Raw genomic sequence first — 17977 nt, 5'->3', positions numbered from 1 at the left:
TTTCGAAGCGGGCCTTACGATAAAATCTTTTTTCCGTTCGAGCCGGCCGGTGTGCCGGTCCGGTTCGGCCGGAAGATCGGATAGAGGGTGAAGGTGAATATGCTCAATCAGGATGAGAAAATGTCGTCGGGCGAAAAAATCGCGCAATCCAGTGAATATTGGAAAAGCCTAAGACTCTCCGATGTGGACCGGGGCGCAGTGCCGCATGATTTTTTTAGCGAAGGCAAGTACGAGAAAAGAATCGAGACCTTCTCCGTCGACGAGGCGCTGTTGGAAAAGCTGGGTGCGCTGACTCATAACCACGACCTGCCTTTATTCGTCGTTTTTGCAGCGGGGCTGGTTATTCAATTGTCCCGGTACAGCAATCAAGATGCGTATATTCTAGGAATCCCTGCTTATGTTGGCAGCCTGAAAGAGGATCATCCGATTAAAAATAATATACTTCCTTTAAAAACCGGCTTCTCCGGAGAAGCGACCGTAAAGCAGCTGCTGAAGGCTGTGCAGGAAAGCGTGCTGAAGGCGTACGACCATCAGTATTGCGACGTCGAGCACGTCCTGAGAAGCGCGAATACGTGCCGGAGCGTTATGGAATTGACCTCAGCCAATATCGCCTTGAACACCCTGCATACGCCGGGGCATATCGAATCGATAATCAAGTCCGCCCATAATCGGCTCGCCGTATGCCTGGACAAGCAAGGGACCCGTTCCTTGGACGTATCGCTCGTTTATAATGCGAAGCTGTTCAAAGAAGAGACGATGGAGCTTTTCGGAGCAAGGTATCTCCGAATTATGCGCGAGCTTGTTACCGATCTGGAGCGGCGCGTCCGTGACATCGAGATGATCGCGGAGGAAGAAAAGCGGCAAATCCTCCATGCCTTCAACGACACGTACGCCGACTATCCGCGCGAAGCGACGGTAAAAGAACTGTTCGAAGCGCAGGCGGACCAGACGCCCGATCAGCTCGCCGCCGTGTGCGGGAACCGGTCGTTAGCCTACAAAGCGTTGAACGAGAAAGCCAACCAATTGGCGCGGCTGCTGAGCAGGAAGGGCGTACGGCCGGATACCCTCGTGGCGATTATGACCCACGGCTCTTTAGAGCTGATCGTCGCCATGCTGGCGGTGTTGAAAGCGGGCGGAGCCTACGTGCCCATTGACGTCAGCTATCCTGACGAACGGAAGGAATACATGCTTCGCGATGCCGGCGTCGATATTGTGCTATCCACCCGAGAGCTGATGGACGGGCTCGCCTTCGAGGGAACTTTCCTTGATCTGACGGACGATAGTCTCTTCACCGGGGACGTCAGCAATCCGGAGCCGGCCGCCTCCTCCCGAAATTTGGCTTACGTCATCTACACGTCCGGAAGCACGGGAAATCCGAAGGGGGTCATGATCGAGCACCGCTCCCTGATCAATTACATCAGCTTCTGCAGAGCGCACTACCAGGAAAACGGCATCGGCGATTTTCCTTTGTTCACCTCCATTTCGTTCGATTTAACGGTCACATCGATTTACGTTCCTCTCTTATCCGGCAAAAAAATAACGGTCTACGATACAAGCGACAAGCTCTCTTTTCTCCAGATCGTGGAACAGCCGCTGGACATCATGAAGCTCACCCCGGCCCATTTAAGCGTCATTAACGGATTGCCGATCGACAATATCGCCATTTCGAAATTTATCGTCGGCGGGGAGGAATTGTCTTACCCGCTGACCGACAGCATTTACCGTAAGTTCCAAGGGAAAGTCGACATTATTAACGAATACGGGCCGACCGAAGCGACCGTAGGCTGCATCGTGTACAAGTATGAGCCGAAGGAGCAGTGGGAAAAGACGCTGCCGATCGGAAAGCCGATTCACAATACGAGAATTTATATTCTCGATCAGGAACGCGGCCTGGCGCCGATAGGCGTCGTCGGCGAGCTGTGGATTGCCGGTGACGGACTGGCCCGGGGCTACTGGAACAGGCCCGAGCTGACGGCGGAGAAGTTCGCCGAAGATCCGTTTCACGCCGGAGAACGAATGTACCGGACCGGGGATATCGCAAGATGGCTGCCGGACGGCAACATCGAATTTTTTGGCAGAACGGACAATCAGGTGAAGATCCGGGGCTTCCGCATCGAACTCGGAGAGATTGAGGCGCGGCTGCTCGGTCATCCCGAGGTGAAGGAAGCTGTTGTGCTCGCTAGAGAGAACGAACGGAACGAAAAATATTTGGCCGCTTATTTTGTAGGAACCGCCAAGGCGGACGTTTCGGACATCAAAAGCTACTTGAAAGACAATTTGCCCGAATACATGGTGCCGCCGTACTTTACGCAGCTGGAGCAACTGCCGCTGACGGGCAACGGCAAGATCGACCGGAAGGCGCTGCCGGAACCCGATAGGGGCGGAAGAGCGGACGTATACGAAGCGCCGAGGAACGAAGCGGAGGCGAGGCTTGCCGATGTGTGGGCCGAGGTGCTCGGCGTGGAGCGGGTCGGCATTCGCGATAACTTCTTCGACTTGGGCGGCGACTCCATCAAGGCGATCCGAATCGCTTCCAAGCTGCAGAGATATGGCTACCGACTGGAAGTCCAGGAGCTGTTCAACCACGGCACCATTCAAGAGGTCAGCGGTAAAATTACCGCGAAGAAAGGCGGCATCCGGCAAGAAGCCGTCACCGGAGAGGCTGCATTAACGCCGATTCAAGCGATGTTCTTCGAGCGCGGCATCACCGACCGGCACCATTGGAATCAATCCGTCATGCTGTACAGCAAGGACGGTTTTCGGGAAGACATCGTGCGGGACGTATTCAAGCAGATCGTCATCCATCACGACGCCCTGAGGATGGTTTATCCAACTGGGAACGGCTGGATCAGACAAGTGAACCGGGCTGCCGACGGCCGGTTGTTCGATTTTATGGTGGCGGATTATCGTCAGGAGGCGGATGCGGAAGAGCTGATTCGCGAGCAAGGGTATCGGCTTCAAAGCAGCATCGATCTGGAGCATGGGCCGCTCGTCAAACTGGGCTTGTTCCGGACGAACGAAGGGGATCATCTGCTGATTGCCATCCACCATCTGGTTATCGATGGCGTATCGTGGAGGATTTTGTTGGAAGACTTCGTCTTGGGCTGCAAGCAGGCGCTGAACGGCGAGCGCATCGGTTTTCAGGAGAAAACCGACTCCTTTCAAGCGTGGGGGGCGTATTTGCGGAGATTGGCGGAAAGCGAACGGCTGCAGGAAGAAGCGGCCTATTGGGAACGGATCGAACAGGCCGATGTGAAACCGCTGCCGGCCGACAGGCCGTGGAACGAAGCGGACGGCAAGCATAAGCCGGCGTCGCAGCGGAAGGTTCGAATCGAATTCAGCCGGGACGATACGGAAGATTTAGTAAAGCGAACGAACCGTGCCTACAATACGGACATCCAGACCGTCTTGCTGACGGCGCTGACGCTCGCCGTGCAGGAATGGACGGCCGAAGAACGGGTGCTCGTCAATCTGGAAGGACACGGCAGAGAAACGCCGGAAGGGGAGCTCGATATCAGCCGGACCGTCGGTTGGTTCACTACCCACTATCCGGTTCTCTTGGAAGCGGACCGGGGCAGCAGCCTCGCTTATTCGATCAAGCGGGTAAAAGAAACACTGAAGCAAATTCCGCATAAAGGAATCGGCTACGGCATCCTGAAGCACCTCGGCGAGCCGAAGCCGTGGAAGGCCCGGCCGCAAATCAGCTTCAATTATTTAGGGCAATTCGACGAGGAGCTTCGCAGCGGCATGTTCGAGTTGTCCAAGCTGTCCGGCGGTCCTTCCGTCAGCCCGAACGCCGAGCCTTTGTACGAGATCGATATCGTCGGTGACATTTCGAACCATCGGCTCGCCATGACGATTGCCTATAACAGCGGCAGCCATCACGAAACGACCATAACGAATCTGGCTGATTCGTTTAAGCGCCATCTTCTGGCTGTCGTCCGCCATTGCATGAGCCAACCTCATGTGGAACGGACGCCTTCCGATTACTTGGCGGGCGATCTGGAGCTGGAAGAGCTCGATGCGCTGAAAACGAAATATGAAAGCGGTATGCAGCTTCGAATCAAAGAAATATACCCGCTCACGCCGATGCAGGAGGGCATGCTGTTCCATTCGCTGATGGATGGGGAATCGAGCGCCTATTTTGAGCAACGGGCGTTTACGGTCGAAGGCTTGCTCGACATGGCGTTGTTCGAAGAAAGCTTCAAGCGGCTCATTCGGCGGTACGATATTTTAAAAGCGGCCATCGTTCATGAAAGCTTGAGAACGCCGAAGCAAATCATACTCGAAGGTCGGCAGGCCAGCTTCCGATATGAGGATTTGAGCGCATGGCCGGAAGGGAAGCGTGCGGATTATGTCGCGGCCTTTGAAACTGCAGATCGTACCGCAGGATTCCGTCTTTGCGAAGATCCATTGATCCGTTTGACCGTATTCCGGCTGAGCGGAATGCAGTTCCGGATCGTCTGGAGCTGGCACCATATTTTAATGGACGGCTGGTGCGGCGGCATTGTCATGAACGATTTCTTCACGATTTACTACTCTCTCCTGAATCAACAAGAGCCGGCATTGGAAGCGCCTGTACCTTACTCGGGGTATATCGAGTGGTTGCAGCGGCAGTCTAAAAGCAAGGCGGCCCGGTACTGGGAACGGTATGTGGAAGGCTACGAGACGGTAGCGCAAATTCCCGGCAACGCTGCACCGGACGGTAAAGCCTACAAAAAGGGCCAGCTCGTATTTACGCTAAACAAGGCATGGACGGAAGCATTGACAACGATCGGCAAAAAGGCGCAGGTGACGATCAATACCGTCATCCAAGCCGTTTGGGGTGTACTGCTGCAAAAATACGTTCATGCGGAGGATGTCGTGTTCGGGGCCGTCGTCTCGGGACGGAGCGCCGATGTGGACCGGATCGACGAGATGGTCGGGCTGTTCATCAACACGATACCTGTACGTGTGAAAACCGAAAAGAGCACCCGGTTTGTCGATTTGCTGCAGCGGATGCAGCAAGAGGCGCTGGAGGGCGGAAAATACGATTATTTTCCGCTCGCGGACGTTCAAGCGCTGTCGAAGGTAAAGCGGAAGCTGGTCAATCATATTGTGACTTTCCAAAATTATTATGTCGACGAAGCGATGATCCGCTGGAATACGAATCCGGAGTTGAAAGTGACGGATGCGGCGCTCTACGAGCAAAACAACTACGACCTTGACGTGACGATCGTTCCCGGCGACGAGTTGAGAATTCTGCTTGCGTACAATGAGCATGTATACGATGCGGAATGCGCTGCCGGCGTGCAGCGCCATTTGGAGCAAATTGTCGCGACGGTCGCCGCGAATGCGGAAATACCGGTTTCGCAGATCGAGATGATTACGATAGAAGAGAAGCACCGGATTTTGTACGATTTTAACATCACGATGACGGACGGGCCGCTGGTAAAGACGATCCATCGCATATTCGAGGAACAGGCGGAGCGCACGCCGGACCAAGCGGCCGTGGTGTATCAGGGCGTTCGGCTCACCTACCGCGAGCTGAACGAACGGGCCAACCGGCTCGCCCGCACCTTGCGGGCCGAGGGAATACGTCCGGACGGCTTGGTTGGCATTATGGCGGAACGCTCGCTGGAGATGATTGTCGGGATTCTCGGAATTTTGAAAGCAGGCGGCGCGTACGTCCCGATTGACCCGGACTACCCCGGGGAGCGCATCCAATATATGCTGGAAGATTCGAGAGCGCAGCTCCTTGTGCTGAGCCATCGCCGCTTGCAGGAACGGACAGCCTATACGGGAAAAATCTTGGCGTTGGACGACGCCGAAGCCTACGATGCGGATGGAACGAATCCGGAGCCAGCGGCAGAGCCGAGTCATTTGGCGTACGTGATTTATACGTCGGGAACGACGGGGAAGCCCAAGGGCGTCATGGTCGAGCATCGGCAGGTGGCTGCCTTGTCCGAAGCGTGGAGGCGGGAGTACCGCTTGCAGGAGGAGCACGTTCGGCTGCTGCAATGGGCAAGCTTCTCGTTCGACGTGTTTACCGGCGATCTGGTACGGGCGCTGCTGAACGGCGGGGAGCTCATCCTGTGCCCGGGCGACGCCAGGCTTGATCCTGCGGCCATTTACGGGCTGATGCGGGAGCATCGGGTTACCATTTTCGAATCCACCCCGGCCCTTGTCCTTCCTCTGATGAACGACGCGTTCGAGCACGGGTGGGATATGAGCTTTATGCGGACGCTGATCGTTGGCTCGGATCAATGGCCTGCGGGTGAATTCCGGCAATTGAACGACCGCTTCGGCGCATCCATGAGAATTATGAACAGCTACGGAGTGACGGAGGCGTGCATCGATGCCAGTTATTTTGAGCAAACAGAGGGGCAATCGCCGCGCGGATATCGCAGCTTGCCGATCGGCAAGCCGCTGCCGGGCGTCAAGCTGTACATTTTAAGCGAAACGCTGGCGGTTCAGCCGATCGGCGTGACGGGCGAGCTGTATATCGGCGGATGCGGGGTAGCGCGAGGTTATCTTCATCGTCCGGAGCTGACCGCGGAGAAGTTCGTAGACAACCCGTTCGCGCCGGGCGAGCGCATGTACCGGACAGGAGACTTGGCCCGCTGGCTGCCGGACGGAAACGTCGAATTTTTGGGCCGGATCGACGATCAGGTCAAGGTGCGCGGCTTCCGAATCGAGCCGGGGGAAATCGAGGCGAAGCTGCTCGCCCATCCGGCCGTCAAGGAAGCGGTCGTCCTGACGAAGGAAATCCGGGAGAGGGAAACCGTTTTGGCGGCGTATCTCGTCGGACCGGACAAGGCTGCGCTAAACGAAATTAGGAGCTCTTTGAGGGAGAGCCTGCCGCATTACATGGTGCCGTCGCATTTCACGCTGCTGGAGCGGATGCCGCTAACGGGCAACGGCAAGGTTGACCGCCGTGCGCTGCCGGAGCCGGACTTTGCCGGAGGGGCGGGCGATTATGAGGCGCCGGGAACCGAGACGGAGGCGAAGCTGGCCGAGGTGTGGCGCGAAGTGCTCGGCGTGGGTCAGGTGGGCGTCGGCGACAACTTCTTCGATCTTGGCGGAGATTCGATCAAAGCGATCCGTATCGTTTCCAAGCTGCAAAAGCATGGATACCGGTTGGAGATCAAGGAGCTGTTCCAAGGCGGCAGCGTGAAGGAAATAAGCCGTAGAATAACGCAAAATGAAAACCGCATCGAGCAGGCGGTGGTTACCGGAGAAGTCGGGCTTACGCCGATCCAAACGATGTTTTTCGAGCAAAGCTTTACCGACCCGCATCATTGGAATCAAGCCGTCATGCTGTACAGCCGGTCAGGGTTTCAGGAGGACATCGTCCGCCAGGTGTTTGAACGAATCGTGATCCACCACGATGCGCTGAGGATGATTTACCGCAAAGAAAACAACCGGGTCGTCCAGGTGAACCGGGCGGCCGAAGGACCGCTGTTCGATATGACCGTGATTGATTATCGTTCCGGCTCAACCGATCAGGAAACCATCGAGGAACAATGCCGCCTTATTCAAAGCAGCATCGATCTGGAGCAAGGCCCGCTGGTGAAATTGGGATTGTTTCAAACGTTTGACGGCGATCACCTGCTGATCGTCATCCATCATTTGGTAGTCGATGGCGTGTCTTGGCGAATTTTGCTGGAGGACTTTGCCTTGGGCAGCCAGCAGGCTTTGAACGGAGAGCCGATCGTTTTCCAGAACAAAACGAACTCCTTCCAAGAGTGGGCCGCTTATTTGCGGAAGCAGGCGACAAGCGACAGGCTGCGGCAGGAGATTACGTATTGGGACCGTCTGGACAAAGCCGACATCCCCGTCTTGCCTGCGGACCGGAAGGACGCGGAAGACAGCTATAAGCTTAAACATGTTCGAAGCGTAAGCGCGACGTTCAGCAAGGAAGAAACGGAGCATTTACTGAAGGACACGAATCGAGCCTACCGTACGGAAATCAACGACATCCTGCTAACGGCGCTGGGACTTGCGATCGGGGAATGGACGGCCGGGGAGCAAGTGCTTGTGAATCTGGAGGGCCACGGAAGGGAGAAGCTGGAGGGGGATATCGATATGACCCGGACCGTAGGCTGGTTCACGACGTATTATCCGGTTCTTCTCCCGGTGCGGAAAGACAGCCCGCTCTCTTATTCGATCAAGAGTGTCAAAGAAACCTTGAGGCGGGTTCCCCATAAAGGAATAGGCTATGGAATTTTGAAATATTTGGGAGAAGCGCGTATTTGGAATAAGGTGAGGCCCCAGATCAATTTCAACTACTTGGGGCAGTTCGACGAGGAGTTCGCCAACGGCATCTTTGAAATGTCCCCGTTACCCGCAGGCCCTTCGGTCAGTCCGGAAGGGGAGCAGGAGTTTGACATCGATATAAGCGGAATCATCACGAACCGGCGCCTCGAAATCACGATCCGGTATAACAGCCGCTGCTATAACGAAAGCACGATGGAAAATGTCGCGGCAATGTACAAACGCAGCCTGCTCGCCATCATTGAGCATTGTAGCAGCCAGCCTTCCGCCCAGTTGACACCTTCGGATTATTCGGCAGGGGATTTGGATCTTGAAGAGCTGGAGGCGTTGAAAACGAGCTATGAAAAAGAACGGAAGTTCAAAATCCAAGACATTTATCCGCTTACCCCGATGCAGGAAGGCATGCTGTTCCACTCCTTGCTGGATCACGGCTCGGGCGCTTATTTTGAACAGACGTCGTTTGTAAGCGAAGGCGAGCTGGATATCGCGCTGTTCGAAGCGAGCTTCCGCCGGCTCGTCGAGCGGTACGACATTTTGAGAACGGTCATCGTACACGAAAATCTGAAATCGCCCAAGCAAATGATACTCGAAGGCCGGGCGGCGGACTTCCATTACGAGGACCTCAGCGCATTAGGGGAGGAACAGCGGGCTTGGCGGATCGCAGCCTTTGAAGCGGAAGACCGGAAGCGGGGCTTCTCGCTCAGCGAGGACAGCTTAATCCGCTTGTCCGTACTCAAGCTTGGCCGGGAACGCTACAAGGTGATTTGGAGCTCGCACCATATTTTAATGGACGGCTGGTGCAGCGCCATCGTGATTCGAGATTTCTTCGCGATTTACGGCGCGCTGCGGAACGGGCGGAAAATCGCTTTGCAGGAACCGGCACGTTATCGGGACTATATCCGGTGGCTGCAGCAGCAGCCTAAAAACAAAGCGCGGCAATATTGGCAGGACTACGTGACCGGCTACGATACGGTCGCCCGGCTGCCCGGCAACGCTAAAGCTAACGACGGGGAAATCCAGTTCCAGAGAGGAAAGCTGACGTTTACCGTGGAGAAGGCTATGACGGAGGCGCTTGCGAACATCGGTAAAGAAGCGCAGGTGACGATGAATACGGTCATTCAAGCCGTGTGGGGAATTTTGCTCCAAAAGTATGTCAATACGGAAGACGTCGTCTTCGGATCCGTCGTTTCCGGCCGGAACGCCGATGTGGAAGGCATCGAAGAGATGGTCGGACTGTTTATCAATACGATCCCCGTACGGGTGAAAAGCGATCGGAACACCCGGTTTATCGATCTGTTAAAAGACATGCAGAACGATTCGCTCGAATCGGCTCCGTACGATTATTACCCGCTGGCGGACATCCAATCGATGTCGGAAGTGAGGCAGCAGCTAGTCAATCATATCGTGATTTTTCAAAACTTTTATGTCGAGGATCGGGTTCAAGGCCCGCATGAGGCCGAGCTTGGCTTTACGTTGAATGAGGTCACCGTGCATGAGCAGACGAACTATGATTTTGATGTGATGGTGTTCCCGGGCGATGAGCTGAGGGTCATGTTTTCTTACAATGAAGAGATGTACGATCGGCAAAGCGTGACGAAGGTCATGCGCCATTTTCAGCACATTATAGGAGCAGTTTCCGGGAATGGCGAAAAGAAGGTTTCGCAGATCGACATGACGACCGAGGACGAAAAGCAGCTTCTGCTGCATGCGTTCAATGCGACGAAAATGGAATACCCGCGGGAGAGGACGCTCCAGCAGTTGTTCGAGGCGCAGGCGGAAGAGCGGCCGGATCGGGTCGCCGTTGTGTTCGGGGACCGGTCCTTCACGTACCGGGAGCTGAACGAAAAGTCCAATCAATTGGCCCGTCTGCTGCGCGGCCAAGGGGTCAAGGCGGATACGATTGTCGGAATCATGATCGAACGGTCTCTCGAGATGATCGTCGGGCTTCTTGGCATTTTGAAGGCCGGGGGCGCCTATTTGCCGATCGATCCGAACCATCCAAAGGAACGGATCGAGTACATGCTGGAGGATGCGAAGCTCGGGATACTGGCGACATCCGCCAAGCTGGCCGATACGGTAGTGTTTCGCGGGACGATTATCGATATAACCGATGCCAAGGTTTATAGCGGCGAATCCGGCAACCTGGAGACCGTAAGTGCGTGCGGCGATTTGGCGTATGTCATCTATACGTCCGGTTCGACGGGCAACCCGAAAGGCGTCATGGTCGAGCACCGGCAGGTGAACAATTTCATTCACGCGATGGCGAAGGAAACGGAACTGGCCTTGTGCGGCAGCTTGCTGTGCATCACGACGATTTCCTTCGACATCTTCGGTCTGGAAACGCTGCTTCCGTTGACACACGGGATGAAGGTCATTGTGGCCGGCGAAGAAGAAGGCAGCGACGGCGCGCTGCTGGCGGCTTTGATCGAGCGGCACGGAATCGAAGCGATGCAGAGCACGCCTTCGCGCTTGAAGCTGCTGCTGGAGCATGCGTCGTTCCGGCGCGTTTTGGGCAAGCTGGACACGGTTCTGGTCGGGGGCGAAGAGCTGCCCGCTGCGCTGAGAGACCAGCTCCAAGGCTATGAGGGGCTGAACCTGTACAACGTATACGGCCCGACGGAAACAACGATTTGGTCCACCGCGAAGCGCATGCAGGGCGAAGCGGCCGGGGTGACCATCGGGAAGCCGATCGGCAACACGCAGGTCTATATCGTGGACGCCCATCATCAGCTTGTTCCCATTGGAGTGCCAGGGCAATTGTGCATCGCAGGCGATGGCGTAGCGCGGGGGTATTTCCATCGGCCGGAGCTGACGGCCGAGAAGTTCGTGGAGAACCCGTTCGCCGCCGGGACGCGGATGTACGTAACCGGCGATTTGGCCTGCTGGCTGCCGCAGGGCGAGATCGAATTTTTGGGCCGGATGGACAATCAGGTGAAAATCAGAGGCTACCGGATCGAGCTGGGCGAGATCGAAGCCCGATTAACCGACTGCGAATCGGTCAAGGAAGCGGTCGTCGTCGCCAGAGAGGACGAGCGGAAGCAAAACTACTTGTGCGCTTATGTCGTTGGCCAGGAAGGCGTTGACATTGATAAAGCGAAGCTGCGGCAGCATTTGAAACAAAGCTTGCCGGAGTACATGCTTCCTTCTTATGTCGTCCAACTGGAGCGCATCCCGCTTACGAGCAACGGGAAGGTGAACCGGAAGGCGCTGCCTGTACCGGACGAAAGCGGGCTGGTTGTCAGCGGCTATTACGAAGCGCCGCGAAACGGCATCGAAGAGGCGCTGGTGAGCATATGGATCGGCGTGCTGGGCGTCGAAAAAATCGGCATCCACGACAATTTCTTCGATCTTGGCGGTCACTCGCTGAAGGCGACGATCGTGATGGGCGAAATCCATAAGCGGCTTCAGGTCGAAGTGCCGCTGCGGGAGCTGTTCCGGAGGCCGACGATCCGAGAGCTGGCCGGTTATATCGAAAGCAGCGCCGTACAGGCGTATGAAGCCATTCAGCCGTGCGAACAAGCGTGGTACGAAGCGTCATCGGCGCAAAAACGGATGTACGCGCTACAGCAGTTGGACCGGCAGAGCATGGCCTACAACATGCCCGGCGTATTCGAGCTGGAAGGGGCGTCGGATGCGAAGCGGATCGAAGCGGCGCTGAAGCGGCTCGTGCAACGACACGAGGCGCTGCGCACCTCCTTTGCTACGGTGGACGGGGATATCGTGCAAAGGATCGATCCCGATCCTGCGTTTGCGATGACCTTCAGACGGGGAAGCCGGACGGATATTCATACAATCGCCGCCGAATTTGTTCGCCCGTTCGAGTTGGAACGCGCGCCGCTGTTTCGGGCGGAGCTGGCCGAGAGCGAAGGGAGAACGTATTTGCTGATCGACATGCACCACATCGTATCGGATGGCGTGTCCATCGGCATTCTGTTCAGGGAGTTTGTCCGGCTCTACAATGGCGAAGCGCTGGAGCCGCTACGGATTCAGTACAAAGATTTTGCCGCTTGGCAAAACAGGCAGCTGCGCGAAGGCGCCATGGAAAAGCTGGAAGCTTACTGGATCAGCCAGTTCGAGGATGGCGTTCCGGTTCTAACGCTGCCGTACGATTACGAAAGACCGGCCATGCAAAGCTTCGGGGGCGAGGCTCTGCACTTCGCGCTCGGGGAGGAAGCGACCGTGCGGCTTCGGGCGATGGCGAAGGAGCAGGAAGCGACGATGCCGATGGTGCTGTTGTCGGCCTTTACGATCTTGCTGTCCAAGTACAGCGGGCAGGAGGACATCGTGGTCGGGCTGCCGATCGCCGGACGGCCGCACGCCGACCTGCAATCGATGGTGGGCATGTTCGTGAACACGCTGGCCTTGCGGAACCGGCCGCAGAGCGGGAAGACGTACAGCGCGTTTTTGCAAGAAGTGAAACAAAACTCGATTCGCGCCTATGACCATCAGAGCTATCCGCTGGAGCAATTGATCGATAGGTTGAATGTCCGGCGGGACAGGAGCCGCAATCCGTTATTCGATGTCATCTTTCATCTGAACAATATCGACTATGACACCGGGTTGGAAATGGACGGTCTTCTTCTCAAGCCTGTTCCGCTCGACAGCAGCTTAACCCGGGCGGATGTAACCTTATCCGGCTACGAAACCCATAATAATATCGAGCTGAATTTTACCTATTCCACGCAGCTGTTCCAGCGGCAGACGATCGAGCGGGCGATTGTCGATTACATGCGCATCATCAGCAGAATATGTGCCGATCCTCTTCAAACAATACACGAAATTTGCCGTTTAAGCGAAGAAGAGGAAGCTAATATTTTACAAGAAAAAGCGGAGGTCCACAGCTTGAGAAGCGCCGAGTTTGATTTTTAAGACGATTTCAGGGGACGGAGGTTTGACATGGAAAACAACGGCCTTATCTATGACGATGCAGCAGGTTCCGGTACGTACTGGACAAGCTTGGCTTTGGACGAAATCGATAGAACCGGCATACGCTACGACGGGTTCCTCGGCCATTCCTATCAGCGCGAAAGCCTCACGGTTTCCTTGGAGGAAGGGCTGGCTGACAAATTAAACTCCGTTACGAAAAACAATGACCTGCTGCTGTATGTGATTTTCTTGGCGGCCTTGGATATTGCCCTGTATAAGTACACGGGCCATGAAGAACGCATCATCGGCGTCCCGGCGTATGCTTTGGGCAAGGGCAAGCAACAAGCGCTTGGCCCAAAAGTGCTGCCCTTGAAAACGAGCCTGCGCGGAGAGCTCATCGTCAAACAGCTGCTCAAAGAGACCCAGCAGCGCCTGCTGGATGCTTACGAGAATCAATATGCCGATGTGGAACATATCCTGCGGCAGGCTCACGTCTGCGAAACGGTCATGGATTTGACCCCCGTCAGTCTGACGATGAGTCGTCTGCATGTCCGTGACGATATCGACTTCATTTGCGGCTCCGGCAAAAATGAACTCGCCCTGTGCATCGATAAGGACGAGGACGGCTCCATTGAAGCCGCCTTCGTCTATAACGCTGGCTTGCTTGAGACAGAGACGATCAGACTGTTCGCAGCCAAGTATGTTGAAATCGTCCGCCAAATCATCACCGATCCGGGTCAAAGCGTCGCTCGGCTTCGTCTTGCTAATGAAGAAGAAACGAACCGAATTCTCATTGATTTTAATCGTACAAAGACGCAGTACAGCGAACAAAATAAAACTTTACCGGAGCTGTTCGAGGCGCAAGCCGAACAAACGCCGGACCGCATAGCCTTGCGGTTTGGAGACCGGCAGCTCACGTATCGGGAGTTGAACGAAAAATCCAATGCGGTTGCAAGGGTGCTGCGAGCAAACGGCGTTAAGCCGGAAGCAATCGTCGGCGTGCTGCTGGAGAGGTCGCCGGAGATGGCCGCCGGACTGCTTGGCATTTTGAAAGCCGGCGGCGCTTATGTACCGATTGATCCGAAGCATCCGAAAGAGCGCATCGAGTTCATCCTCCGGGAGACGGGAGCGCAGCAGTTGCTGTCGACCCGCAGCTTGACGGACGGCATTTCATTCGGCGGGACGCTGCTGGATGCAGCCGATTCGAGTCTGTTCATGGGAGACGGGGGCAAGCTGGACTACGTTGCAAAGCCCCATCATTTGGCCTACGTGGTTTACACTTCGGGAACGACGGGGAATCCCAAAGGGGTGATGGTCGAGCACGGTACGCTGAGCTTGACGATGCTCTGGGAGCGTCAGGAGTATGGCTTTACAGCCGACGATGTCTCGCTTGTTACGACGAATTACGCTTTTGACGGATTTATCACCGCTTGCTTCACCCCTTTGATTTCCGGAAGCCGCGTCATTTTGACGAGCGACGAGGAATCGGCGAATCCGTATCGGATCGCCGAATATCTGAAGCATGGGGCAGTGACCTATTATACCAGCGTGCCGGCGATCTATTTGACGGTATTGGAGTACTTGGATGCGGAAAATACCAAGCGCCTCAAGGCCGTTACATTGGTCGGCGAAGAGCTGCCGGTCAAAGCGGTCGAGCATACGCGGCGGCTCAATCCGGATATTGAAATCATCAACCGGTACGGACCTTCCGAAAACACGGTGGACACCACGATTCTGAGGCAAGTTCAGTCGGGCGGCAGCGGCAGTGGCAGCATTCCGATCGGGAAGCCGGTCCCGAATACGAAAGTTTTTATCGTCGATAAGCATCACGACCTCGTTCCGATCGGCGTGCCCGGCGAACTGTGTATCGGCGGGGACCGGTTGGCGCGGGGGTATTGGAAGCAGCCGGAGCTGACGCGCGAGAAGTTTATCGAAAGTCCTTTTGAGCCCGGGAAAAAGATGTACAAAACAGGCGACCGGGCGAAATGGCTGCCGGACGGGAACATTCAATTTCTGGGAAGAATCGATAACCAAGTGAAGGTCAGAGGGATTCGCATCGAGCTTCGGGAGATTGAAAACCGGCTGCTTGCCCACCCGGATGTTAGGGAAGCTGTCGTACGGGTCCGGGAGAACGAACGGCAGGAGAACGATTTAATCGTTTATTTCACGGGAAATCCGGGGATGAGTGCGTCTGCCGTCAAAGCCTGGTTAAAAAAGAGCTTGCCCGATTCCATGGTACCTGCGCATGCGATCCGGCTCGACCGCATGCCATTGACGCATAATGGAAAAGTAAACCGGCGCGCTTTACCTGAGCCGGATCTGCGCGGGGCGCGGGAGGAGGAATACGCTGCTCCAAGAAATGAAATCGAGGCGCTGCTCGCGGGCGTCTGGAGCGATGTCTTGGGGGTCGAGCGGATCGGGATCGATGAGGATTTTTTCGATCTGGGAGGACATTCCTTAAAAGGGACGATTCTGATCGGCAAACTCCACAAGCAGATGAACGTCAAGCTGGCGCTCAAAGATTTGTTTCTGCATCCGACGATCCGGGAACTGGGCGGCTATATCGAGGCGGGCCGGGATTTTGGGCGCGACATCGCGTACGAGATGATCGAGCCGTGCGAAGCGCAGGAATGGTACGAAACCTCCTCCGCCCAGAAACGCATGTTTATGGTCCAGCAGATCGAAAAAGGCGCCGCCTACAATATGCCGGCGATCTGCGAAGTGGAGGGCGATTTCGATGCGGAGCGCATCGAAGCGGCCTTTCGGGCGCTGATTTCGAGGCATGAGTCGCTGCGCACCTCCTTCGATAGCCGGAACGGCGTCATCATGCAAACCATTCACGACGGTCTCGAGTTTCTTATGGCCATTCGAGAAGAGAATGACCGGGACATCGACACGCTGATCCGGGACTTCGTACGGCCCTTCGAATTGAGGCGGGCGCCGCTGTTCCGGGCAGAGCTTGTTCACAGCCGCAGTCGGACGTATCTTATGGTCGATATGCATCATATCGTCAGCGACGGGGTATCCGTCCGGCTGCTGATGCGTGAATTCGTGAAGCTGTACAACGGCGGACAGTTGGAGCCGCTTCGCATCCAGTACAAAGATTTTGCCGCTTGGCAAAACAAGCTCCTGCAATCGGAAAGCATGGGCCGGCAAGAGGCGTATTGGCTTGAGCGGTTTAAGGACGAGCTTCCCGCGCTCGAACTGCCGTACGATGAGGCGCGCCCCGCCATGCAGAGCTTCGAAGGGAGCCGCGTAAGCTTCACTCTGCATGAAGCGGAAGCGGAGCAAGTGCGGAGCATCGCCCGGGAGACGGGCAGCACGACGCAGATGGTGCTGCTGTCGGCAATTTATATTTTGCTGGCCAAGTACAGCGGGCAGGAAGATATCGTGATCGGAAGCCCGATTGCAGGCCGATCGCATCCCGATTTGCAGGGCATCATGGGAATGTTCGTCAATACGCTTGCGCTGCGCAATCAAGTGGCGGGAGAAAAACGCTATTTGTCATTTTTGGAGGAAGTCAAGCGAAACGCGCTTGAGGCTTACGAGAACGAAAGCTACCCGTTCGAAGTGCTGCTGGATAAGGTACAGGTGATGCGGGACACGAGCCGCAACCCGCTGTTTGACGTCGTGTTCAATATGAGTCATGCAGACGATGACGGCGAAGCGGCGATCCGCGGCCTCCGGTTAACTCCAATTTCGTGGGAGAGCGGTCAGGCCAAGTTCGATTTGACGCTGAATGCGGATGAAAACGGGCGGTCGATCGAGTGCAGCATCGAATACAGCACCAAATTGTTTCGCGCGGATACGATCGCCAGAATGGGGCGGCATTACAAGCAAATTGTCGCGCAAATAGGCAAGGACCGCGAAGTCAGGCTGGCCGACATCGACCTCATTACGGAAGATGAGAAACGGGAAATTTTGTTCGAGTTCAACGCGACGAAGAGGGACTACCCGAAAGACCGGACGATTCATTCGCTCTTCGAGGAGCAGGCGGAGAAGGGGCCCGACCGGATTGCGGCCGTATTCGGGGACCGGACCATTACGTATCGTGAACTGAACGCGAGGGGAAATCAACTTGCCGCTGTGCTCAGGGACAAAGGAGTCGTGGCGGACACCGTCGTAGGGATCATGGTCGAGCGGTCGATCGAGATGCTGATCGGCATTCTGGGCATATTGAAAGCCGGCGGAGCATATCTCCCGATTGATCCCGATTATCCGGCGGAGCGGAGCGACTACATGCTGAAGGATTGCGACGCCCGCATTCTGCTCGTATCCGGCGAAGCCGGGGGGAATCTCCGGTTCGCGGGCGAGCGGCTGGATGTTGCCGTCTCGTCCGAGACTAGCGGCGCCGGGGACGCGCTCACCAATCCGGACAACACAACGTCGGCATCGCATCTGGCCTATGTGGTATATTCGTCCGGCAGTACGGGGCAGCCGAAGGGAATATTGGCGGAGCACCGGAATGTCGTGCGCCTCGTGAAAAATACCAACTACGTCGAGTTTCGGGAAGGCGACCGCATTCTGCAAACGGGGGCGCTCGTCTTCGACGCCACGACGTTCGAGGTATGGGGCGCGCTGCTGAACGGGCTCACGCTGCATTTGGTTTCCAACGAGACGATTTTGTCCCCCTTGGCATTGGAGCGGGAGCTGGCGGAGAACCGCATCGCGATCCTGTGGCTGTCCGTCGCCTTGTTCAACCAACTGGCGCAGGAGAAGCCGGAGCTGTTCCGTCCGTTAACCTACTTGATCGTGGGCGGCGAGGTGCTCTCGACGAAGCATATCAATCTGGTCCGCAGCCGGTGCCCCGGCGTGCATATCCTCAACGTCTACGGCCCGACCGAAAACACGACAT

The 17977-nt window shown here is 56.1% G+C and carries 2 protein-coding genes; both read left to right on the top strand.

The annotated features are described in order from the left end of the window. Nucleotides 1-99: 99 nt before the first annotated feature. Complete coding sequence (locus QJ48_RS02845) at nt 100-13125, top strand: non-ribosomal peptide synthetase (protein ID WP_054972150.1); 13026 nt, start codon at nt 100-102, stop codon at nt 13123-13125. 27 nt (nt 13126-13152) lie between these two features. After that, nucleotides 13153-17977, top strand: a 4825-nt coding sequence (locus QJ48_RS02840; protein WP_157261485.1) for a non-ribosomal peptide synthetase, incomplete at its 3' end; no start/stop codon positions are given.

Source organism: Paenibacillus sp. A3 (assembly GCF_001399685.1).
In the GTDB taxonomy this organism is placed as follows: Bacteria; Bacillota; Bacilli; order Paenibacillales; family NBRC-103111; genus Paenibacillus_G.
The sequence above is the reverse complement of the archived record's forward strand: the minus strand, read 5'-3'. Positions and strand labels throughout refer to the sequence as shown.

Coding starts and splice junctions, on each gene's coding strand:
- QJ48_RS02845 (WP_054972150.1), top strand. CDS start 100: ATGCTCAATCAGGATGAGAAAATGTCGTCGGGCGAAAAAATCGCGCAA.